This is a genomic window from Glycomyces luteolus (assembly GCF_027622875.1).
Taxonomy (GTDB): Bacteria; Actinomycetota; Actinomycetes; order Mycobacteriales; family Micromonosporaceae; genus Glycomyces; species Glycomyces luteolus.
The window spans coordinates 6,627-28,844 of sequence record NZ_JAPZVP010000003.1 but is presented as its reverse complement, the minus strand read 5'-3'; the positions used below and the strand labels follow the sequence as shown (position 1 = coordinate 28,844).

The 22,218-nt window shown below is 69.6% G+C and carries 15 protein-coding genes; 8 read left to right on the top strand and 7 right to left on the bottom strand.

Annotation, left to right across the window (positions count from 1 at the left end; translation table 11 throughout):
• The first annotated feature begins 643 nt into the window (after window positions 1–643).
• Window positions 644–856: a hypothetical protein gene (locus tag O1R50_RS26255; RefSeq protein ID WP_408612597.1), complete on the top strand. Its 213-nt coding sequence runs from the start codon at window positions 644–646 to the stop codon at window positions 854–856.
• On the opposite strand, the gene O1R50_RS04035 is transcribed toward O1R50_RS26255, so the two are convergent.
• Window positions 809–1,312: a hypothetical protein gene (locus O1R50_RS04035; protein ID WP_270108592.1), complete on the bottom strand. Its 504-nt coding sequence runs from the start codon at window positions 1,310–1,312 to the stop codon at window positions 809–811. The two genes, O1R50_RS26255 and O1R50_RS04035, sit on opposite strands and share 48 nt — an antisense overlap.
• Window positions 1,313–1,978: 666 nt before the next feature.
• On the opposite strand from O1R50_RS04035, the gene O1R50_RS26250 reads away from it, so the two are divergent.
• Complete coding sequence (locus O1R50_RS26250) at window positions 1,979–2,518, top strand: HNH endonuclease signature motif containing protein (RefSeq protein WP_408612600.1); 540 nt, start codon at window positions 1,979–1,981, stop codon at window positions 2,516–2,518.
• A 319-nt stretch (window positions 2,519–2,837) separates the two neighbouring features.
• On the opposite strand, the gene O1R50_RS04030 is transcribed toward O1R50_RS26250, so the two are convergent.
• The 5 genes from O1R50_RS04030 to O1R50_RS04010 form a co-directional block, all read right to left on the bottom strand.
• Window positions 2,838–4,496, bottom strand: coding sequence for a RelA/SpoT family protein (locus tag O1R50_RS04030; RefSeq protein ID WP_270108591.1), 1,659 nt, complete (start codon window positions 4,494–4,496; stop codon window positions 2,838–2,840).
• Window positions 4,497–4,819: 323 nt separating this feature from the next.
• Window positions 4,820–6,607, bottom strand: coding sequence for a DEDD exonuclease domain-containing protein (locus O1R50_RS04025; RefSeq protein WP_270108590.1), 1,788 nt, complete (start codon window positions 6,605–6,607; stop codon window positions 4,820–4,822).
• A 9-nt stretch (window positions 6,608–6,616) separates the two neighbouring features.
• Entirely contained in the window at window positions 6,617–8,968 is a 2,352-nt protein-coding gene (locus tag O1R50_RS04020; protein WP_270108589.1) for a transglutaminase TgpA family protein, read from the bottom strand.
• Window positions 8,965–10,209, bottom strand: a complete 1,245-nt coding sequence (locus O1R50_RS04015; RefSeq protein ID WP_270108588.1) for a DUF58 domain-containing protein — start codon at window positions 10,207–10,209, stop codon at window positions 8,965–8,967. The genes O1R50_RS04020 and O1R50_RS04015 overlap by 4 nt, the downstream gene beginning before the upstream one ends.
• A gap of 2 nt (window positions 10,210–10,211) precedes the next feature.
• Window positions 10,212–11,216 carry an AAA family ATPase gene (locus tag O1R50_RS04010; protein ID WP_270108587.1) on the bottom strand — a complete coding sequence of 335 codons (1,005 nt, stop codon included), beginning with the start codon at window positions 11,214–11,216 and terminating at the stop codon, window positions 10,212–10,214.
• A 288-nt stretch (window positions 11,217–11,504) separates the two neighbouring features.
• Between O1R50_RS04010 and leuS the strand changes: the two genes are divergently transcribed.
• The 3 genes from leuS to O1R50_RS03995 all read left to right on the top strand — a co-directional run bounded on the left by leuS (window position 11,505) and on the right by O1R50_RS03995 (window position 16,372).
• On the top strand, window positions 11,505–14,318 hold the full coding sequence (gene leuS, locus O1R50_RS04005) for a leucine--tRNA ligase (protein ID WP_270108586.1): 2,814 nt from the start codon (window positions 11,505–11,507) through the stop codon (window positions 14,316–14,318).
• An 85-nt stretch (window positions 14,319–14,403) separates the two neighbouring features.
• Window positions 14,404–14,727 carry a hypothetical protein gene (locus O1R50_RS04000; RefSeq protein ID WP_270108585.1) on the top strand — a complete coding sequence of 108 codons (324 nt, stop codon included), beginning with the start codon at window positions 14,404–14,406 and terminating at the stop codon, window positions 14,725–14,727.
• 223 nt (window positions 14,728–14,950) lie between these two features.
• On the top strand, window positions 14,951–16,372 hold the full coding sequence (locus tag O1R50_RS03995) for an endo-1,4-beta-xylanase (RefSeq protein WP_270108584.1): 1,422 nt from the start codon (window positions 14,951–14,953) through the stop codon (window positions 16,370–16,372).
• 66 nt (window positions 16,373–16,438) lie between these two features.
• Here O1R50_RS03995 and O1R50_RS03990 read toward each other — a convergent pair whose 3' ends face one another.
• Window positions 16,439–16,909 (bottom strand): Dps family protein, encoded by a 471-nt coding sequence (locus O1R50_RS03990; protein ID WP_270108583.1) that lies wholly within the window; start codon window positions 16,907–16,909, stop codon window positions 16,439–16,441.
• Window positions 16,910–17,253: 344 nt separating this feature from the next.
• Between O1R50_RS03990 and O1R50_RS03985 the strand changes: the two genes are divergently transcribed.
• Genes O1R50_RS03985 through xylA form a run of 3 tightly spaced genes read left to right on the top strand, consistent with a single transcriptional unit; the run spans window position 17,254 to window position 22,133 of the window.
• The gene (locus tag O1R50_RS03985) at window positions 17,254–19,551 is read left to right on the top strand and encodes a TIM-barrel domain-containing protein (protein ID WP_270108582.1); all 2,298 of its coding nucleotides are present in this window, start codon (window positions 17,254–17,256) and stop codon (window positions 19,549–19,551) included.
• Window positions 19,552–20,946, top strand: coding sequence for a xylulokinase (gene xylB / locus O1R50_RS03980; RefSeq protein WP_270108580.1), 1,395 nt, complete (start codon window positions 19,552–19,554; stop codon window positions 20,944–20,946).
• A gap of 14 nt (window positions 20,947–20,960) precedes the next feature.
• Window positions 20,961–22,133, top strand: a complete 1,173-nt coding sequence (xylA, locus tag O1R50_RS03975; protein WP_270108579.1) for a xylose isomerase — start codon at window positions 20,961–20,963, stop codon at window positions 22,131–22,133.
• Window positions 22,134–22,218 lie beyond the last annotated feature (85 nt).

Genomic DNA, 22,218 nt, shown 5'->3' with positions numbered 1-22,218 from the left:
CGTCGCATGTAGCCCCGTTGTTGGCGTTCGAGATCGTTACCGACTCATGCCACGCCGGCTGGGTGTCCCAGGTGTCGTTCGAGTTGTAGCCGCCGGTGCGGTAGACCCTCGCCGTCCCGTTCGAGCACGACGCCGAGTGCCGCTGGACGATCTTGAAGAGGCCCTTATTGGGGATCTTGTAGGCGTTCTGCGTGATGGTGTCGGTGTCCATCCGGAACATCGACCGCATGTCGTAGGTGCTGGAGTAGCAGTCCAGGCCGCTCCAGGAGTCGCAGGTCTGCCCGGCTCCGGCGTTACCCCAGGTGCTTGTGTTGGACATGAAGTAGTCGCCCGAGGTGTTCTTGCCCCGGTAGAAGACCGAGTCCGGGTACTTGGTGTTCACCAATCCCCACAGGTTGTCTTGGATGCCGCCGTTCCATTGCGGGTCGATCACCACCGGGTAGCGGGTATCCGCGCCACGCAGCAACTCCAGGTCCGGGCGCAGCACCAAGTCGTCAGACTCTAGAGTCACGTCGACCGGTGCGACTTCCTGATCCGGATCGGCGGGAGTGTCGGTGATCGCGGTCAGGTCCGGGACGGTCTCGGTCCCGTCGTGGGACGAGGGCGCCTCCCACATGAGCGCTTCCCCAGACGCCATCTCAGCTTGACCGGCGACCTTGACCTCGACCTCACCGGTCGCAGTTTCCGCTACCTCAACGCCCGCGGCCTCGACCGCGAACGCGATCGCCTCGAGATCCGGATTCCGCGCCGCCTCGGCATCAGCCACGACCAGGTCGTACCGGAAGCCCTGCGCGGTCGCCTCGACCACCTAGTCCACCCCGGCAAACACCTCGTTGTAGACCGCCAGCGGCCCTGAAAGAACCGGCACCGGCAACTCGCCCGGCCACGACAGGCTGAACGCACCTTCCGCTCCGTAGCCCACAGCGGCCAGAGGATCGGTGCCACCCGCCGAGAGGATCAAGTCCTCGGTGATGTTCACCGGCCGGATCGACCCGTCCTCGGCGACCTCAAGCGTGGTGTCGATCGGCGCCCACTGCCCGGACTCATCCTGCGCCTGGATCGGCTCCACACCGATTTCCGCTTTGAGCTCACCAGTAGGCAATGCCGTCACGGTGCCGAACTCATCGCGCTGGTCAATCACCTCGACCTCGCGCCCGCACGCCCCTGCCTGCTCGATCGCCGCAAGCTCACCTTCCAGTGCTGCAGTCTCACCGGTCGCGATCAGGCAATCAGCCGCCACACCATCCTCGGCAGCAGCCGGGACCGCCAACAGCACCGAACCGAGGGCAGCGACCGCCACAGCAGTCCACAAGCGAACCCTCCAACGCACCGCACCGGGACGGGAGTGGTTGCGTGGAAGGGCTGCGGCCGCGGGCCGACGACGGGTGCGCAACACCGCGATGGGGGGAAGATGGGGCTTCACAGGGGTCGCTTTCAGTTGTGGGCTCAGCGAGCAGTCGAACACCGACCGCAACGGTACGGAAAGTTAGCGGTTGCCGAACCGTCCTGTCAAGACCGAGTCCACCTACAACAACGATGCCAAAAAGGACAAACCCTATCGATCACTCAGTGCGAATCGCGTCAAAGCTTCCGGCCACAGCCACCGCTGTTGACCTCCGGCTTCAGCGCACGGCCAGGCCAGCGCCACAATCATCCGGATCTCGACCAGAGACCACCGGCCCCGAGCATCACCCGACATCAGGAAGCATCACAGTTCAATAACAAGCATGTCGATCTCGCCCACGCGACAGCGGGCACGGCTTCGGAGGCGAACTCAGGTTGGCCGCACGGCAACAAGACTGAGTAGAGAGCATGGCGACCTCGGGCTTCGACGCGCCAACGCCAGAAATGAGGCCCTTGAGCCCCTTGGTAAATGGTGCCGATCGCGCCACGCTTGATCTTGACGTACCGACTCCGTCATGGATTAGGCGTCACCAGGGAGAATCAAGTGATATATTCCGATATATGAGTACATCACATCTCGGAATGGGCCGACGGCGGACCGACCGTCGCTGAGAACCTGATCCTGCTGTGCCGCTTCCACCACGGCCGCATCCACACTCCCGGCTGGACGGTCGAGAAGACCGGCCCGGGCACTGCGGTCATCACCCACCATGAGGGCCATGACACCACTGACCGCAATGGCTGCGGGTGCTCAGACTGGCGCACCGATGCCGATCTGGATGCCGACCACCGGGCTGATGACTTCGACTACTTCCCGACCGGGCTGTACCGGTCGGAATGGTCACCGAACTTGAAGTTCGATCTCGACTCCAGAGCCGAGGCCATCGAACAGGAACGGTGCCTGGCGGCGATCAAGGCCGCCAAGGCCAAATGCCGAGAGCAGTTCGGAAGTCGATCCCCGGTGCCGGTCTTAGGCTGCCCCAGCGGGCGACCGCTGGGGGAAGCGCCGCAACGCCAAGCAGCGCAGCCCGAACCCGAACGGGTCCGGGCCCCTCAGCATGCCCAAGACAGTCCACCCACCTCAGCCCACACCCATCTGTCGCTGCCTGCCTGACCCGGGCCCGATCGGGCTGGGAAGCCGGAGAGGGACCCAAGCCCTGCCCCTGCCTTGTTGTCGCTGCCTGCCTGAGCCTGGACTCGATCGGGCTGGGAAGCCGGAGAGGGACCCAAGCCCTGCCCCCACCTCTCTCGTGTGGGTTGTTCCGCTGGGAACTGGCTCGGGAGGGCATGAGCAGTACTCGGGAGCGCACTTGGGCAGCGAATCGAAGGGTGAACTGCCAGAAGGGCGGGCCGGAGAACGAACGTAGCTAATTCGGCATCATCGGCGGGGCTTGAATGGGCGGCCTTGCGATATGGACCGGCGCGGGAGCGGGTCAGAAGCGGTCGACCGTGGTGATGAGCTTCTCGGCGAGCTCGTCGGGGTCGAGCTTCTCGCGGGCGAGGGCGAGATAGAGCGAGTCGAGGTCTGGGAAGCCAAGAGACGACGCGACGCCGTGGAGCGGTTGTTCCCCCGCGAGACCGCGCCCGCGGGCGATCAGGGAGCGCCACAGGCGGTTCTTTCCGGCCTTGAGTTCGTCCTCGAAGCGCTGCATCGGGATGATCGGGAGCTCGCCGGTCGAGTCGACGTCCTCGACCGAGCCGAACCAATCGTTGATGTGGAGCTGCGCTTCGGGGGTCTTGGCGTGGTCGAGCCACTGCTTCGAAGGGCCGTAGGGCTGTTCGTTGGTGAGGACGAGCTCGACGGTGTCGCCGTCGCGCAGGGCCTGGGCGAGCGGGGCGATCTCGCCGTTGACGTAGGCGGCGATGAGCCGGTGGCCCGTGGCCGGGCCGGAGCAGTACGCGACGTCGACGGGGGTGGAGGCCTTGGGGACCATGAGCTGGCCGCCGTCGCGGGTGAAGACGAGGATGTCCTGGTCGGCGAGGTCGCAGCGGAGCGAGTCGAGGAACTGGCCGGAGTCGGCGATCTCGTTCTGCCAGTCGAGGAGCCGTTGCAGCCAGGGGAGTTGGATCTCGACCGGGTTGGCGCCCGACTGGCGCAGGCCGGCGACGATGCCGACCTCGGCGGTCTCGTGCATCTCCTTGGTGCGGATCAGGAACTCGACGGGTGTGCCGCCGGGACCGACGACCGCGGTGTGGATCGACTGGTAGAGGTTGAACTTCTTGGCCGCGATCAGGTCGCGGAACTTGCCGCCGATGGGTTTCCAGAGCTTGTGGATCGCGCCGAGCGCGGCGTAGCAGTCGGTGGCAGGGCCCTCGACCACGATCACGAGGCGCGGCGGGTCGGCGGGGCCGGTGCCGGGGTGCTTCTGCATCTCGCGGTAGATCGAGTACGGGTGCCGGGGCCGGTCGTGGAGGGTCGCGGCGACCTTGAACTCGCGCAACGCCTTGCGGACCTGCGGGGCGATGACGGCGACCTGGCGCTTGCGGTCGGAGTCGGAGCCGAGGTGCTCGTGGATGCGCTGGAAGATCTCGGGTTCGAGGGTCTCGAGGACGATGTCCTCGAGCTCGCGCTTGATGACGTACAGGCCGAGGCGGTCGGCGAGGGGGATGAGGACGTCCTTGGTGGCCTCGGCGATGCGGATCTGGCTGGGGCGCTTCTTGAACTTGATGGTCCGCATGTTGTGGAGGCGGTCGGCGAGCTTGATGACCATGACGCGGATGTCGCGCCCGGCGGTCAGCACCAGCTTGCGGAACGTCTCGGCCTCGGCGGCGGAGCCGAGGTGGATCTTGTCGAGCTTGGTGACGCCGTCGACCATGACGGCGATCTCGTCGCCGAAGTCGCCGCGGAGGGCTTCGAGGGAGTAGCTGGTGTCCTCGACGGTGTCGTGGAGGAGCCCGGCCGCGATGGTGGCGGTGTCGACGCCGAGCTCGGCGAGGATGGTGGAGACCGCGATCGGGTGGGTGATGTAGGGCTCGCCGGAGCGGCGGGCCTGGCCCCGGTGCATCTGCTCGGCGATGCGGTAGGCGCGGCGGACGAGGAGCATGTCGGGCTGCTCGAAGTGCGCACGGTGAGCCGCTTCGAGCTGCGCCACCTTCCCCGCGAGGTCCCACGGATCGTCAGGTTTGGCAGACCGAGTAGCCGAAAGCAATGCGCGCAACATGAAAGCCTCCGATGCCCAAGGTTGACCGCATTCTAGATGTACAACGATTCTTGGAGAGAATCGACACTAGACACTGTCGGATTTCGGCAGGGCCGCCGCAATCGGCGGATGACACACAGTACCCGCGCTTGGCGGTCGGCGGAAACCCCAAGCGCCGCAAATGGATGCGAGACGACTCACGTCCGATTCGCCGGATTGGCCGCGTCTCGGCGGATGGCACGGTGGGTTCCGTTGGGACAGCGGAGGGTTCGCGGTCACGTCCCACCATGCGGTAAGCGTTCGCCGTTGGATCGGCGCCAAGGGGACGGGTCGTGCGGGATGGCGCCGTCCCAGCGTTCGGCGCCGTCGAGGCGGCTGGCCCATGCGCGCTCGACCATGACGAGGCGGACGTCGGGGCGGGCGAGCCATTCGAGGAGGAGCCGCGACTCGGCGGCGTGGGCGGCGTCGGCGACGTCGTCGAGCGCTTCGACGACCCGGGAGGTCTCGCGGAGTCTCGCGATGTGCGGCATCGGATCCGCCCTGGGCGGGGTGCGGGCGGCCCCGGCGAGCAGTCCGTGGCGGATCACGGCGATCTCCCAGCCGCCGCCCTTGGCCCGACCGGCGGCCACGATCTCCCCGGCCGCCACGAGGCTCCTGGTGCGGTGCGTGGCGGCGGCGAGTTGGAGGTACGCCCCGAGCTCGTCGCGGCGTTCGGCGGCGGTCTCGAAGCGCTCGGCCGCCGAGAGCTCGGCGAGGCGCTCGGCGACGGCCGCCGCGATCGGGGCCGGGTCGCCGTCCATCGCGCGGGCGGCGCGCTCGGCTACCGCCGCGTACTCCTCGACGCTCACGCTGTGGCGGCACGGCTCGACGCACTTGCCGATCTCGCCGAGCACGCACGAGGGCGACAACCGCTTGGGGGACAAGCGGGTCCGGCACGAACGGATCGGCAGGGCCGCCTCGATCGCGCCGATCGCGGCCTGCGCCTGCGTCCCCGAGGTCGGGCCGAGGCGCGGGGTGCCGGGGCCAGGCGGGTTGCGGGAGATCTGCAGGCGCGGGTACGGCTCGTCGGTGAGGCGCACCCAGGAGCGGTGCTCAGGGAACTTTGCGGCCCGGTTGTAGGGCGGTTTGCCGCCGGAGATGAGCCGCAGTTCGGCGACGCCCGCTTCGAGCCGGTGGGCGCATTCGACGACCTCGACCCGTTCGGCGGACGCGAGCATGTCGCGCAGCCGCCGCCGCTGCTCGGCCGCCGAGAAGTAGCTGCGGACGCGGGCGGCGACGTCGACGGAGACGCCGATGTACAGCGCCCGGTCGTCGGCGTCGCGGAAGATGTAGACGCCGGGGGCGTGCGGGAGCCCGTCGGCGAGGTGCTTCTTGCGGCGTTGCAGCTCAGAGGGAATGGCGCGGCAGAACTCGACGAGCTCGGCGTCGGTGACCACGCCGTGCCCGGAGGCGCGCTCGATGAGACCGTGCAGCACCGTGACGGTGGCGCGGGCGTCGTCGAGGGCCCGGTGGTTCGGGGTGACGGGCGAGCCGAAGAGCCGAGCGAGGGTGCCGAGCCTGCGGTTGGGCACCTCGCTCTTCTCGGTGAGGCGCCGGGCCAGGACGACGGTGTCGACGACCGGCGGGCGGGGCCAGCGGGTGTCGGTGAGCTCGCAGGCGTGGCGGAGGAACCCGATGTCGAAGCCCGCGTTGTGCGCGACGAGGGTCGCGCCGCGCGCGAACTCGAGGAACGCGGGGAGCACCGCCTCGATGCCGGGGGCGTCGGCGACCATCTCGTCGGTGATGCCCGTGAGGCGGGTGACGCGCGGATCGATGGACTCGCCGGGGTTGACGAGGGTCCCGAACTCGCCGATGACCTCGCCGCCCCTGACCTTGACCGCGCCGATCTCGGTGATGCCGCACGCGTCGGCGGCGAGCCCCGTCGTCTCGAGGTCGACGACGCAGAACGTCACCTCCGAGAGCGGGGTCCCCAGGCTGTCGAGGGTCGGCTGGCTGAAGCCTTCGGCATTGAACGCGCCGTCGGTGAGTGCACTGTCGCTCTCGGCGGCGCCGCTTCTGTACATGAAGCCACCCTAAGGGCGACCTGTGACAGACCGGTCCTTGCGGCTGTTCGAACGTCGCGGGCGCCGCACGGCCGAGCGGACCCGGTCCGTGGCGCGGGCCGAGCGCCGGGCCAGGCGGGCGCTTTCCTCGGCCTGCTTTGCGCTCGCCTTCGCGAGGAGCGACGCGGGCCAGAACATCGCCTGGTAGCGGCGGCGCGGTTCGGCGTTCTTGTCCAGTTCGGTGTGGAGGTCGCGCACGGCGTCGGCCAGGCCGGTCGGGTCGGCCCCGCTGGGGGAGTACCGGTGGCGGGCCATGGCCGAGCCGAGGACCGTCGCGGCTTCGCGCGCGCCCGGCGCGGCCTGGCCGAGCACTCCGGCGGCCTGCCGCGGAGTGAGCGAATCGCTCAGGCCCACACCGTAGTCGAGGGCCAGGTCGAGCACTTCGTCCCACGCGGTCTTGGCCGTGAGGCGGGCGGGGTCGAGCCGCCTGCGGCGCAGGAGCCCGCGCGCGAGCGCCGGCAGGAACGGCAGGGCCGCGACGATCAGGAGGAGCAGCCAGGCCGGGTTGAAGCCGGAACCGCCCTCGGAGCCGTCCTCGGCGCCCTGCAGGGAGGGGCTGTCGGTGGGCTGCTCCGCGCCGGCCGTCGGGCCGCCCTCGGCGGACGGGGTCGCGTCGCTGGGGGCTTCGCTGGGGTCGGCGGTCGCGTCGGGCTCCTGAGTCGGCTCGCCCTCCGGCGCGGGCTCGGTCGCCCACGGGGTCGACACCGCGCCGGGCACGCCCGCGGACGGCGTCGGGTCGTACATGACCCAGCCGGGCCCGTCGTAGTAGACCTCGACCCACGCGTGGTAGTCGTGGCTGGTGAGCACCCATTCGTCCCCGTCCCTGGAGCCCTGCGACATGCCGATGACGACGCGGGCGGCGACGTCGGCCTCGCGCAGCATCCACGCCATGGCGGCCGCGTACTGCTGGCAGTAGCCCTCCTTGGTCTCCAGGAAGTCGACGATCGCCTCGTCGTTGCCCGCTTCGGTGGTCTCCAGCGAGTACCGGAAGCCGTTGCCGATCGACAGGTACTTGTAGACGGCGAGGACCTTCTCGTGGACCGTGTCCGCGTCCCCGAGCGCCTCGTCCACGTGCGAGCTCACCTCGGCCACCTCCGGGTGCTCGGTGTTGGCCTCCCACCGCTCGTCCGAGGGGTCCATGCCGTCGGCGTTCGCGAGCGTCTCGGCGTCGGGCTCCTGGTCGGTATACGTGAGGGTGTACTCCTCCACGTCGCCCATGTCGCTGTTGTCGCCGATGATGACGCCGGTGTCGGCGTCGCGGTCCCAGTTCCCGTCGATCGACAGGTCCACCGGGGTCCCGTAGACGGGCACGACCGGCGCCTCCATGCGGAGGTTCTCGATGTCCGCGGTGAACGTCTCGCCCTCGGCCTCTTCCAGGTCGAGGGACTGGTGGTCGTCGTAGTCGTTGGGGCCGAAGCCGTCCGAATCGAGCTCGTCGAGCACGTGCATCCGCAGGTAGGGCGGGCTGGGGTCGTCGGTCGAGACGCGGAGGACGTCGACCTCCTCGGGCCGGTTGAGCGACCCGGACAGCTGCGCCCACGGGTTGACGTCGCCGAGCCCGGCGTCGCCGCCGCCCTCCCAGTCCTCGGCGACCCGGTCGATGAACCCGGAGGTGTTCGTCGGCACCACGGTCAGGGACACGAGCGTGAGAACGATGAAGCCGAGCGCCGACCAGCGCGCGGTGCGCGCCATCGGCGAGGGGAACTTCTGCGAGACGAGCTGGCCCGTGCCGGTGAACCGGTGCCCGAACGCGGACACGCGCCGCAGGTTGTCGTCCGCGAGCAGCCACAGGTAGGAGACGGCGGGGAGGATGAACCAGAACCAGGCCGTCGCGTCCGGCGCGACCGAGACCGGCACCAGGTACATCGTGAGGAGCGTCAGCCCGGCGAGCGCCGGGGTGCGCAGGCCGACCACGAACATGTCGTGCAGGACCGCGACGAGCCCGATCCCGAGCAGGGTGAGGAACAGGATGCCGCCCTCGGCGGCCACCGGCGGGGCCTCCGTGACGATCCCCGCGACGCCTTCACTGGCGAGCACGCCGAAATGCTCGAACGTGGCGGGCAGCGGGATGATGAACAGGAGCGCGGTGCCGTCGCCGAAGCCCGCCGTCAAGACCACCAGCAGCCCCGCGCACATGGCCACGGTCTGCAGGCCCTGCCCGCGCCCGGCCGCGCGGATGAGCGACCCGGCGGTGGCGATCACCGTGATGGTGAGCAGCACCGGGACCGTCCAGCCGACGCCTTCGAAGATGCCGATGAGCGGCGTCAGCGTCAAGGCCAGGGTGGCCGCCGCGACCATGGTGGCGTGCCGCTGTCCGCTCATGCGAGAGTCCTCCACGCGCCCAGGCGGGTCCACACCCGGCGCAGCTCGGTCCCGGCGACCACCGGGATCACCTGCCAGCCCGCGTTCGACAGCGTCGAGACGGCCGCGACGTGCTGCTCGGCGAACGCCCGCTCGCGCGGGTCGGAGCGGCTCGTCGGCGCCTTCGGGATCCACCGCACCGGGTCGACCACGAGCGCCGTGCATGCCCCGCCGCGCTTGGCGAGGCGCCCCAGCGAGGCCGCCTCCTCCGGGGTCACGTGCCCGAGGAACGCGATGATCCCCGAGACCGACCGCGACCGCTGCGCCTTCTCCACCAGGTGCGAGATCGGGGCCTCGGGGGCGGCGGCCACCGTCGCGAGGTACCGCATCACCTGGCTGTAATCGCCTTGGCGGCACTCGAAGTCGCGGTGCGCGGTGATGAGCCACGGGTCGATGCCGTCGCGCGAGAGCCGCACTGTCGCCGAAGCGGCCGCGTCCACCATCCACTCGAAGCTCGAGAGCTCCCCGCGGTGCGCGCCCCGGCGCACGTCGAGCAGCACCGCCGCGTTGTTCTCCCACGGCTGCTCCTCGCGGCGCACCATGAGCTGGCCGCGGTGGGCGCTGGCCTTCCAGTGCACGCGCCGCATGTCGTCCCCGTGCCGGTACTCGCGCACGGCGATGTCGTCGTTGCCGGTGATCGCGACCGCGTGCGCGGCGGACTCCCCTGAGGACATCCCGGCCCCGCCCGGCAGCAGCAGGCTGCGCAGCGGCTGGATGCGCGGGGTCACGATGAGCTCGGTCGTGAGCGGGAACTCCTGCACGGAGACCGCCAGGCCGAACGGGTCCGAAGTGCGCACCGTCAGCGGGCCGAGCTCGTAGGCGCCCCTCGTCCCGGGAGTGATCGTGTAGTTCACGACGCTGCGCGCGCCCGGCGCGAGCCGCTCCAGGACCAGCCGCGGGCGGTTGCCCAGCCGGTAGGGGATGCGGTCCTCCAGCATCAGCGCCGGGGGACGGCCCCGGCCGGTGTTCTGGATGCCCAGGCGCACCTGCGTGGACTGCCCCGCCTCGACCTGCGCCGGGTTCAGCACCCGGTTCGACTCCAGCGAAGGACGCGACCAGCGCAGCAGCACGAGCCCGCCCAAAGGCGCGATGAGCGCCAGGAGCGCCGCGCGCAGCAGATCGCCTTCGCCCACCATCAGCGCGACGAGGCCGACCACCACGCTCACCGCCAGCAGCGTCTTGCCGCGCCCGGTGAGCTCCACGCCTAGTACCTCCCCGGGTTGGACACCACCGGGACGTGCCGAAGGATGTCGGAGACGATCGCCTTCGTGTCGCCCCCGCCCATAGTCGTCTCCGTGGTGGGGATCAGCCGGTGCGCGAGCACCGGCACGGCCAGCTGCTGCACGTCGTCCGGCAGCGCGAAATCACGCCCGTCCATGGCCGCGAGCACCTGCGTGCACCGCAGCAGCTGCAGCGTCGCGCGCGGGCTCGCTCCCAAGCGGACCTGCGGGTTCGTGCGGGTGGCGGCCACCAGGTCGACCACGTACCGCTTCAGCTCCGGCGCCAGGTGCACCGCGCGCGCCGCCGCGATCATCCGCACGATCATCTCCGCGTCGGCCACCGGCCGCAGCGCGTCGAGCGGGTTGTACTCCTCGCGGCGGTCCAGCAGCGCCAGCTCCGCGTTGATATCCGGGTAGCCGATCGCCAGCCGCGCCGCGAACCGGTCGCGCTGGGCCTCGGGCAGCGGGTAGGTGCCCTCCATCTCCACCGGGTTCTGGGTGGCGATGACCATGAACGGGCTGCGCAGCTTGTACGTGTTCCCGTCGACCGTGACCTGCCGCTCCTCCATGCACTCCAGGAGCGCGGCCTGCGTCTTGGGGCTGGCGCGGTTGATCTCGTCGCCGAGGATCAGATTGCCGAAGATCGCGCCCGGCTTGAACACGAAGTCGCGCTTCTCCGGGTCGAAGATGCTCACGCCCGTGACGTCGGAGGGCAGCAGGTCGGGCGTGAACTGGATCCGCCGCACCGAGCAGTCGACCGAGCGGGCCAGCGCCTTCGCCAACTGGGTCTTGCCGACCCCCGGCACGTCCTCCAGCAGCAGGTGGCCTTCCGCGAGCATCACCGCGATCGCGAGTTTGATCGTGTGGGACTTGCCCTCGATCACCCACTCGACGTTCGTCAAGATGCCCTCGGCCGTCGCCTTGAACTCCTGCGGGGAGAGCGGCACCGGGGCCTGTGGCGGCTGGCCTGGGGACGACTCGAAGGTCAATGGTCCTCCCGGGGGAAGTCTGTGGGAATGCGCGACCTGACACGCCGTCCCGCGTTACGGTCGCCTGTCCGCCATCCTACTCGGACGCGCCCAGTGACCATGTCATGCGCCGCCGTAGGGGCCTCCGCTACACTGGGGGCATGTCCCGGGCGATCGCGCTCCTTAGATAGCCGTGCTGGAGAGAACCAGCACGGCCACCCCTGCATGCCAGGGGTTTTTTGCTGTCTAGGGTCTAACCCGGAAACCCGAGCCCGAACCCAGAGCCACCACCGGACCACAGGACGAGCCATGACCGAACCCGCACACCGCTACGACGCCAAGCTGGCCAACGAGATCGAACCGCGCTGGCAGGAGCGCTGGGAGGCCGAGCAGACCTTCCGCGCCCCCAACCCGGCCGGTTCGCTGGCCGAGCCGGGCCACCCGCGCGCCGGGGCGCCCAAGAAGTTCGTGATGGACATGTTCCCCTACCCGTCCGGGGCGGGGCTGCACGTGGGCCACCCGCTGGGCTTCATCGCCACGGACGCGTACTCGCGCTACCTGCGCATGGCCGGGTTCAACGTGCTGCACCCGATGGGCTTCGACGCGTTCGGCCTGCCCACCGAGCAGTACGCGATCGCCACGGGCCGCCAGCCCGCCGAGATCACCGCCGAGAACATCGACCGGTACCGGCGCCAGCTGCGCCTGGTGGGCATGGGCTACGACAACCGCCGCGCGTTCGCCACCACCGACCCGGACTACTTCAAGTGGACGCAGTGGATCTTCCTGCAGATCTTCAACTCCTGGTACGACACCGAGGCCGACAAGGCCCGGCCGATCGACGAGCTGATCGCCGCGTTCGAGTCCGGTGAGCGGGCCACACCCGACGGCCGCCCGTGGTCGGAGCTGGGCGCGGTCGAGCGCCGCCGCGTCATCGACGGCCACCGTTTGGCGTACGTCACCGAAGCGCCCGTGAACTGGTGCCCGGGCCTGGGCACCGTGCTGTCGAACGAGGAGGTCACCTCCGAGGGGCGCTCCGAGCGCGGCAACTTCCCGGTCTACACCCGCACGCTGAAGCAGTGGATGATGCGCATCACCGCCTACGCGGACCGCCTGCTGTCCGACCTGGACGGCCTGGAGTGGACCGAGTCCCTGAAGTCCATGCAGCGCAACTGGATCGGCAAATCCACCGGCGCGTACGTCGACTTCGGGACCTACGCGGGGGACATCCGCGTCTTCACCACCCGCCCCGACACGCTGTTCGGCGCCACCTACATGGTCCTGGCCCCCGAGCACCCGCTGGTCGAGGCGCTGACCGCCGAGTCCTGGCCCGCCGGCGTCCCGACCTCCTGGACCGGCGGGCACGACACGCCGGCCGGGGCCGTCGCCGCCTACCGCGCGTTCGCCGCCGCCAAGACCGATGTGGAGCGCCAGGCCGACGCCAAGGAGAAGACCGGCGTCTTCACCGGCGGCTATGCGACCAACCCGGTCAACGGCGAGACCGTCCCGGTCTTCATCGCCGATTACGTGCTGGCCGGCTACGGCACCGGCGCGATCATGGCCGTGCCCGCCCACGACGAGCGCGACTTCGCGTTCGCCAAGGCCTTCGACCTGCCGATCCGCCAGGTCATCTCCGGCGAGGCCCCCTGGGACGGCGAGGGCGCCTACACCAGCGACGGCGTCGCCGTGAACTCCGGCATCCTGGACGGCCTGCGCGTCCTGGAGGCCAAGGCCCGCATCATCGACTGGCTGGCCGAGCACGGCCGCGGCGAGGGCGCCACCACCTTCCGCCTGCGCGACTGGCTGTTCAGCCGCCAGCGCTACTGGGGCGAGCCCTTCCCGATCGTCTACGACGAGACCGGCCTGCCGGTGGCCCTGACCGACGAGCACCTGCCCGTCGAGCTGCCGCAGATGGACGACTTCTCGCCCAAGACCTTCGACCCCGAGGACGCCGACTCCGCCCCGGAGCCGCCCCTGGGCCGCGCCAAGGACTGGGTCGAGGTCGAACTGGACCTGGGCGACGGGCCCAAGACCTACACCCGCGAGCTGAACACCATGCCCAACTGGGCCGGCTCCTCCTGGTACGAGCTGCGCTACACCGACCCGGAGTCGGCCGCGGCCCTGGCCGACCCGGCCAACGAGTCGTACTGGATGGGCCCGCAGGACGCTGAGGACGTCGGCGGCGTCGACCTGTACATCGGCGGCGTCGAGCACGCCGTCCTGCACCTGCTGTACGCCCGCTTCTGGCAGAAGGTCCTGTTCGACCTGGGCCACGTCTCCAGCCGCGAGCCCTTCCGCCGCCTGTTCAACCAGGGCTACATCCAGGCGTACGCCTACACCGACGACCGCGGCGTCTACGTCCCGGCCGAAGAGGTGCAGGAGGAGTCCGAGGGCGTCTACACCTACAACGGCCAGAAGGTGAACCGCGAGTACGGCAAGATGGGCAAGTCCCTGAAGAACGTCGTCACCCCCGACGAGGTCTGCGCCTCCTACGGCGCCGACACCTTCCGCGTCTACGAGATGTCCATGGGGCCCCTGGCCGACTCCAAGCCCTGGGAGACCCGGGCGATCGTGGGCTCCCAGCGGTTCCTGCAGCGCCTGTGGCGCAACATCGTCGACGAGGAGACCGGCGAGGTCACCGTCGCCGACACCGCGCCCGACGCCGCGACGCTGCGCGAGATGCACAAGGCCATCGCCGGCGTCCGCGAGGACTACGAGCACCTGCGGATGAACACCGCCGTCGCGAAGCTGATCACGTTCAACAACCACCTGACCGGCGTGAACCCGGTGCCGCGCGAGGCGGCCGAGGCGCTGGTCGCCATGGCCGCGCCGATCGCCCCGCACATCGCCGAGGAGCTGTGGGAGCGGCTGGGCCACGAGGGCGGCATCGCCTATGTGGACTTCCCGGTCGCCGACGAGCGCCACCTGGTGGAGGACACGGTCACCTACCCGGTGCAGATCAACGGCAAGGTCCGCGGCCGCGTCGAGGTCGCCGCGGACGCCGGCGAGGAGGCCGTGAAGGCCGCCGCGCTGGCCGAGGAGAAGGTCGCCGCGAACCTGGCGGGCAAGGACGTCAAGAAGGTCATCGTGGTGGCGGGCAAGATGGTCTCCATCGTCGCCAAGTAACGCAGAGGGCAAGGGCGGGACCGGAATCGGTCCCGCCTTCGTCAGTCCTGGGACGACCTCAGGCCGACCCTTGTAGGTGTAGGCCTTGGACGCGTCGCTGCCGAGCAGGAAGATCATGCCGAGCGAGAACGCGACGCTCGCGGCCGTCAACGCGGCGATCGGCCCGAGAGCGGCGAACGCCACGGTGAGCAGTACGGCGATCAGGATGTTGACGAGGTTGAACGCCATCGCGAGGTTCCGGGCCCTGTCCAGGCGCGCGGCGATGCACACGCCGAGCGCGATCCAGATGAGGGCCGACAGTGCCGCCACGACCGAGAACGTCAGTGCCGCCGTCATGGCGGAGGACAGGACGTCGAGGCCGATGAGCACGAGTGCGGCGATGATCTGCCAAGGCATAGGGCGCTGGTAGACGGGTTTGGTCCCAGGGGGATCTTCGATTGCCGGGTTGTCCATACCGGGGATATTAGAGTTCTCCTCCGCTTCGCGAGGTACACCGAACGGTGAGCATTGACCAACATCGATGCATTCGCTAGGCTGTGCTCACCTCGCTGGGAGCGCTCCGCTCCCCGCGGATCCCATCCTTCCTACAGCCTCGTTCCCTCACGGCGCGGCACCACCTTGAGGAGTTCTTCGTGCTGCTTAACCGTCAACGCCGTCGCGCGGTGATCGCGGGGGCCGTCACCCTCGCGACCGCGGCGCTCGGCATCGGGCTCTCGACCCAGTTCGCAGGCGCCCAGGCCACCACGCTGCGCGCCGCGGCAGACGCCATCGGCAAGGACATCGGCGTCGCAGTGGACGTGAACAAGCTCCAGAACAATGCGCAGTACCGCAACACCATCGCCACCGAGTTCAACTCCCTCACCGCCGAGAACGCGATGAAGTGGGACGCGACCGAACCGCAGGACGGCAACTACACCTTCTCCCAGGCCGACACCCTCGTGAACTTCGCGGAGGACAACGGCCAGTCCGTCCACGGGCACACCTTCGTATGGCACGCTCAGACCCCCAGCTGGGTGCAAGGCCTCAACGCCACGGCCATGCGCACCGCCATGGTCGACCACATCAACACCGTCGCGAACCGCTACGAGGGCCGGGTCGACTCCTGGGACGTCGTGAACGAGGTCGTCAGCGACAACAACGGCGCCATGCGCGACTCGTTCTGGCTGCGCACCATGGGCGAAGGGTTCATCACCACCGCGTTCCAGACCGCCCGCGCGGCCGATCCGAACGCCGACCTCTACATCAACGACTACTCGATCGAGGGCGACAACGCCAAGTCCGACACGATCTACCGGATCGCGCAGGGCTTGAAGTCGCAGAACATCCTCGACGGCGTCGGCTTCCAGTCCCACCTCATCCTCGGTCAGGTGCCCTCCACGATGGAGGCGAACCTGCAGCGGTTCGTGGACCTGGGCCTGAAGGTGCGCATCACCGAGCTGGACATCCGGCTCAACACGCCGGCTGACGCCAATGAACTGGCACAGCAGGCGGAGGACTACCGGCGCGTGACCGAGATCTGCGCCGAACTCGCCGACTGCTCCGGCATCACCGTCTGGGGCCTGCGCGACAACGACTCGTGGGTGCCCGGCACCTTCCCCGGCACCGGTGCGGCGCTGCTGTTCTTCGAGGACTACGCCAAGAAGCCCGCCTACACCGCGGTGCTGAACGCCCTCGGCGGCGGCGGCACCGGCAACCCGACCACGACTCCGGCCACTTCGGACCCGGCGACCACCTCGCCCCCGCCCACCGGCTCGGGCTGCACCGCGACGCTCTCCGTCTCGAGTCCGTGGAACACCGGTGCGACCTACTCGGCCACCGTCAAGGCCAACCAGAACCTGAACGGCTGGAAGGTGACGTGGACCTGGCCAGGCTCGGAGCGGATCTCCAACGCCTGGAGCGTGACCGGGACGCTCACCGGTGCGACGGTGAACGGCGCGAACGAGAGTTACAACGGCACGCTCGCCGCGGGCCAGTCGACCACGTTCGGCTTCAACATCACCAAGGCCGACGGCTCGACCGCGTCGACCCCCACGGTGACCTGCACACCCGCCTAGACCTCACTCTTCGCACAGGTCGGGGCCGGGTCGCCGCAAGCGTCCCGGCCCCGACCGCGAGTACCGCTAGGCCAGCTCGGCCTGGAACATCCAGCTCTGCTTCTCGAGTTCGGCGGTGACGCCGATGAGGAGGTCCTGGGTGACCGGGTCGGCCGACTCGGTGACCTCGATGCGCTCGCGCATGTTGGCGATGATCGCGGTGTAGGCCTCGATGAACAGCGAGACGACCTCGGTGTCGCTGATCTGGCCGTCGTGGATCTTGGGGACCGAGGAGGTCTCGGCGACGGTGCCCGCGCGCCCGTCCGCGCTGACGCCGATCGCGATGGCCCGCTCGGCGACGAGGTCGGTGGCGTTGCGCGCCGACACGACGATCTCGTCGAGCTGGAGGTGGAGCGATCGGAAGTTCTTGCCGTAGACGTTCCAGTGCGCCTGCTTGCCGACGAGGGAGAGGTCGATGAGGTCGACGAGTGCGCCCTGGAGGGCCTTCGCGGTGGTCTCGCGGTTCTCGTCGGAAAGGCTGGAGCGGACGGTGGACATCTCGGTACCTCGCATCGGACTGTGCTTGTGGCTGCGGCTGGTGGCAGTGCTTCTTGAACGCGGTGTGCGACAGTGAGCTTCGGGCGGTCGCACCGCCCAGGGTAGCTTTCCCGCGCCCGCGGCGCTGGCGACTCGGCGCACGGAGTGGACGCGCGCGAGGAAACCGGCGAATTGCGGAGTGGAAAGTGAGCGGTTGCCGCCGACCCGGCGGAAAATGGAAAGCCGGGTGGAATCCTGTGGACCCCGGTCGCAATTTGTTGGGATAGTCGATAAACTAATAGTCGTCGTGCCGCCCCACCGGCTCGCGCGCTGTCGTACGAACCCTCAACAGGCAGGAGCATCCAATGCCTTACCGCCCGCCGCTGGTCGCCCGCGAGTTCTTCGTCGCCGACCCCCCGGAGCTTCCCCAGCGAGCCGTCGGCGAGCAGGGTCTGTCCGCCGTCACGAGCGCCGAGGTCGCCGAGACCGGCCCCGCTTCGGTCCTCCTCAAGGCCGTGACGAGCGCGGGGGAGGAGCTGTACATCGGGCTCGCCGCCGTCGCCGAGGGCGTCATCCGCGCCCGGCTGTCGGCCGACCGGGCCGCGCGCCCCTCCGTCGAGAAGATCATCGAACTGGTCCACGCCGGCGCTTACGGCGACGCGAAGGTCCTGGTCGAGGACGGCACCGTGGTCGTCGACGCCGGCTCGGTCCGCGCCGTCGCCACCCTCGACACCTGGTCCCTGACGTACACCGACGCCGCCGGGAAGCGCCTCGTCTCCCAGAACCCCGGCGAGACCGACATCTCGGGCCGCCTGCGCTCGCTCCCCTTCGGCCGCTCCCTCGTCGACGGCCAGCCGGTCGCCTACCACGAGTCGTTCACCGCCGCGCCGGACGAGGCCTTCGCCGGGTTCGGCGAGCGCTTCGCGCCGCTCAACGCGCGCGGCCAGCGCCCCCTCATGTGGAACTTCGACGCCTTCGGGTCCGAGTCGATCCGCATGTACAAGAACGCCCCGATCTACGTCTCCGACCGCGGCTACGGGATCGTCGTCAACTCGGGCGCCCCCGTCGAGTTCGACGTGGCCCAGCAGACCCACGCGGCCGTCGAGTTCATCGTGCCCGACGACGCGCTCGAGTACTTCGTGCTGGGCGGCACGCCCGTCGAGGTCCTGGACCGCTTCGACGGCCTCACCTCCCGGCCCTCGCTCCCTCCGAAATGGGCCTTCGGCACCTGGATCTCCTCGGGCTTCTTCGTGGACTCCGAGGAGCGGGTCATGGAGCGGGCCAAGAAGATCCGCGAGCGCGGCATCCCCTGCGACGTGCTGCACCTCGACACGTTCTGGCAGCACGAGCCGCACTGGTCCGACATGCAGTGGGACCGCGAGAACTTCCCCGAACCCGAGCGGATGCTCGCCGAGCTCACCGCGCAGGGCTTCAAGGTCTGCCTGTGGATGAACTCCTACATCTCCCACAAGTCGCCGGTCTTCGCCGAGGGCGACGAGCGCGGCTACTTCCTGAAGAACGCCAAGGGCGAGACGTACGTGGCGGACGTCTGGCACGGCTCGCACCAGGCCAGCGGCATCGTCGACTTCACCAACCCCGACGCGGTCGCGTGGTGGAAGGACCTGCTGCGCGGTCCGCTGCAGGCGGGCGCGGCCCTGTACAAGACCGACTTCGCCGAGGGCGTGCCCGCTGACGCGGTGGCGCACAACGGCATGACCGGCACCGAGCTGCACAACGCGTACACGCTGCTGTACAACGACGCGGTGGTCGAGGTGACCCGCGAGATCAACGGCCACGAGCTCGTCTGGGCGCGCTCGTCGTTCCTCGGCGGCCAGCGCCACTCCGCGCAGTGGTCGGGCGACGTGCAGACCACGTGGGCGGGCCTGGGCGGCACCATCCGCGGCGGGCTCTCGCACGGCCTGTCGGGCGTCCCGTTCTGGTCGCACGACACCGGCGGCTTCAACGGCACCCCGACCGACGACCTGTACATCCGCTGGGCCCAGTTCGGCGCCTTGTCGCCGCTGCTGCGCTACCACGGCACGACGACCCGCGAGCTGTGGGAGTTCTCCGAGGAGGCCGAGCGCCTCGCGGTCGAGTCGCTGAAGCTGCGGTACTCGCTGATGCCGTACATCTACTCGGCGGCCGTGCACGCCTCGCGCACCGGTGAGCCGGTGCTGCGCGCGCTCAATGTGGACAACCCGGGCGACCCGGTGGCGTGGAACGCCGACCAGGAGTACCGCTTCGGCAAGGACCTCCTCGTCGCCCCGGTGAACGACCCGTCGGGCGAGCGCAAGGTGTACCTGCCCGAGGGCCGCTGGATCGACTTCTGGACCAAGGAGGTCCACGAGGGCGGACGCTACATCGACACGAAGCACGGCCTGGAGACCTTCCCGGTGTTCGTGCGCTTCGGCGCGATCCTGCCGCGCGTCGAGCCCGGCCTCCAGATCGGCGACGGCGCATTCGAGGGCATCACCCTCGAGGTGTGGGGTACGCCGGACCGCGGGATCACGATTTCCGACGTCGACGGCGACACTACCGTGTCTCTTGAAACAGTTTCAGAAACTGTTGTGACCCTGGTGTCGACAGGCCCGGCGGACATCGCTAATGTGAGCGTCGTAGATGTTGCGGGCAAGCCCGCGAACGTGGAGCTGGAGCGTAACTAGATGACCTTGGTGGCCGGAGTCGACTCATCGACGCAGTCGACGAAAGTGTTGTTGGTCGAAGCCGAGACCGGCGAGATCGTCGACTCCGGTCGCGCCTCCCACCCGGACGGGACCGAGTGCCCGCCCGAAGCCTGGTGGGAGGCGCTCCAAGAGGCCGGCAAGGGCCTGCTCGAACGCGCCGAGGCCGTGGCCGTCGCCGGGCAGCAGCACGGCATGGTCGCCCTCGACGCGGACGACCAGGTCGTGCGGGACGCGCTGCTGTGGAACGACACCCGCTCGGCCCCGCAGGCCGGGCGGCTCACCGCCGAGCACGGCGGCCCCGAGGCCTGGGCCGCCGACACCGGCCTCGTCCTCGCCGCCTCCTTCACCGCCACGAAACTCGCCTGGATGGCCGAGAACGAGCCTGAGAACGCGGCGAAAACTGTTTCAGTCATGCTCCCGCACGACTGGCTCACCATGAAGCTCCGCGGGGTCTCCGCCGCCGAAGCCGCGACCGACCGCTCGGACGCCTCGGGCACCGGCTACTGGTCGCCCGCCACCGGCGACTATGTGCGGAGCCGCCTCGTCCAGGCCTTCGGCCGCGAACTCGCGCTCCCGCGCGTGGCCGCCCCGAACGAGGTCGTCGGGCGCACCGCCTCCGGCGCGGCCGTGGCCCCCGGCACCGGCGACAACGCCGGCGCCGCGCTCGGCCTCGGCCTCGGACCCGGCGACGTGGTCGTCTCCCTCGGCACCTCCGGCACCGTCTTCGGCGTCTCCGACGTCCCCGCCGCCGACCCCTCCGGGCTCGTGGCCGGGTTCGCCGACGCCACCGGCCGGTACCTGCCGCTCGTGTGCACCCTCAACGCCGCCCGCGTCCTCGACACCTTCCGCGCGCTCCTCGGCGTCGACCACGCCGAGTTCGACCGCCTCGCGCTCGCCGCCGAGCCCGGCGCCGGAGGCCTCACCCTCCTGCCGTATCTCGACGGCGAACGGACCCCCAACCGCCCCGACGCGACCGGGGTCCTCTCCGGGCTCACGACCGGTGCGACCCGCGAAGACCTCGCCCGCGCCGCCGTCGAAGGCATGCTCTCGGCCCAGGCCGACGGCCTCGCCGCCCTCGCGGCCCAAGGGCTCCAGGCCCAGCGCGTACTCCTCATCGGCGGCGCGTCCGCCTCCGAGGCCGTGCGCCGCATCGCCCCGAGCGTGTTCGGCGTCGACGTGGACGTGCCCCCCACGGCCGAATACGTCGCCCTCGGCGCCGCCAAGCAGGCCGCCTGGGCGCTCACCGGCTCCAAGACCCCGCCACAGTGGAAGACAGGCGACACCGCGCGGCTCACCGGCACTGCCGCCGCAAACGTGTCCGAGCAGTACGCGAGCCTCCGGGACGAGACCTCGTCCTGGGCCGCACACCAATGAGAAAAGGATCGATCATGACCGACAAATACGCACCGGTGCCCGAGGACAAGTTCTCCTTCGGCATCTGGACGGTCGGCTGGGCGGCTCAGGACGTCTTCGGCTCGGCCACCCGCGCCTCCATGGCCGCCGACCGCGCCGTGCGCAAGCTCGCCGAGCTCGGCGCCTACGGCGTCAACTTCCACGACAACGACGTGTTCGACTTCGACGCCTCGGAAGCCGAGCGCGACGCCAAGGTCGGCGCGTTCCGCAAGGCCCTCGACGAGACCGGCCTCAAGGTCACCACCGCGACCACCAACCTCTTCAGCCACCCGATCTTCAAAGACGGCGGCTTCACGCACAACGACCGCGACGTGCGCCGCTTCGCGATCAGCAAGGTCATGCGCAACATCGACCTCGCCGCCGAACTCGGCGCCGAGATCTACGTCGCCTGGGGCGGCCGCGAAGGCGCCGAGTTCGGCGGCTCCAAGGACATCCAGTCCGCCATGGCCCGCATGAAGGAAGCCTTCGACACGCTCGGCGACTACGTCACCGAGCAGGGCTACGACATCCGCTTCGCCATCGAGCCCAAGCCGAACGAGCCCCGCGGCAACATCCTGCTGCCGACCCTCGGCCACGCCCTCGCGTTCATCAACGAGCTCGAGCGCCCCGAACTGGTCGGCATCAACCCCGAGATCGGGCACGAGGAGATGGCCGGGCTCGACTACGCCGCCGGCATCCGCCAGGCCATGTGGCACGGCAAGCTCTACCACATCGACCTCAACGGCCAGACCGGTCCGCGCTTCGACCAGGACCTGCGCTTCGGCGCCGGCAACGTCGGCGGCGCGTTCTGGACCGTCGACGCCGTCGAAGAGGGCATCGCCAAGGGCCAGTACACCGGCCCCGTCCACTTCGACTACAAGCCCCCGCGCGTCGAAGACGACAACGGCGTGTGGGTCTCGGCCGCCGCCTGCATGCGCAACTACAAGATCCTGCAGGCCAAGGTCCGCGCCTTCCGCGCCGACCCCGAAGTGCAGGAGGCCCTGAAGGCCGCCCGCGTCGACGAGCTCGCGACCCCGACCCTGAGCGAAGGCGAGACCTGGGCCGACCTCAAGGACGTCAAGGTCGACGTCGAAGGCCTCGCCGCCAAGGGCATGGCCTTCGAGCACCTCGACCAGCTCGCCCTCGAGCACCTCTACGGCGTTCGCTAGACCGTGAAAATGCGATCGGGCCCGGCGCGTGCGCGCCGGGCCCCCACGCGACCCCACCCCCCACAAATGGTTTTGACACCCCGTG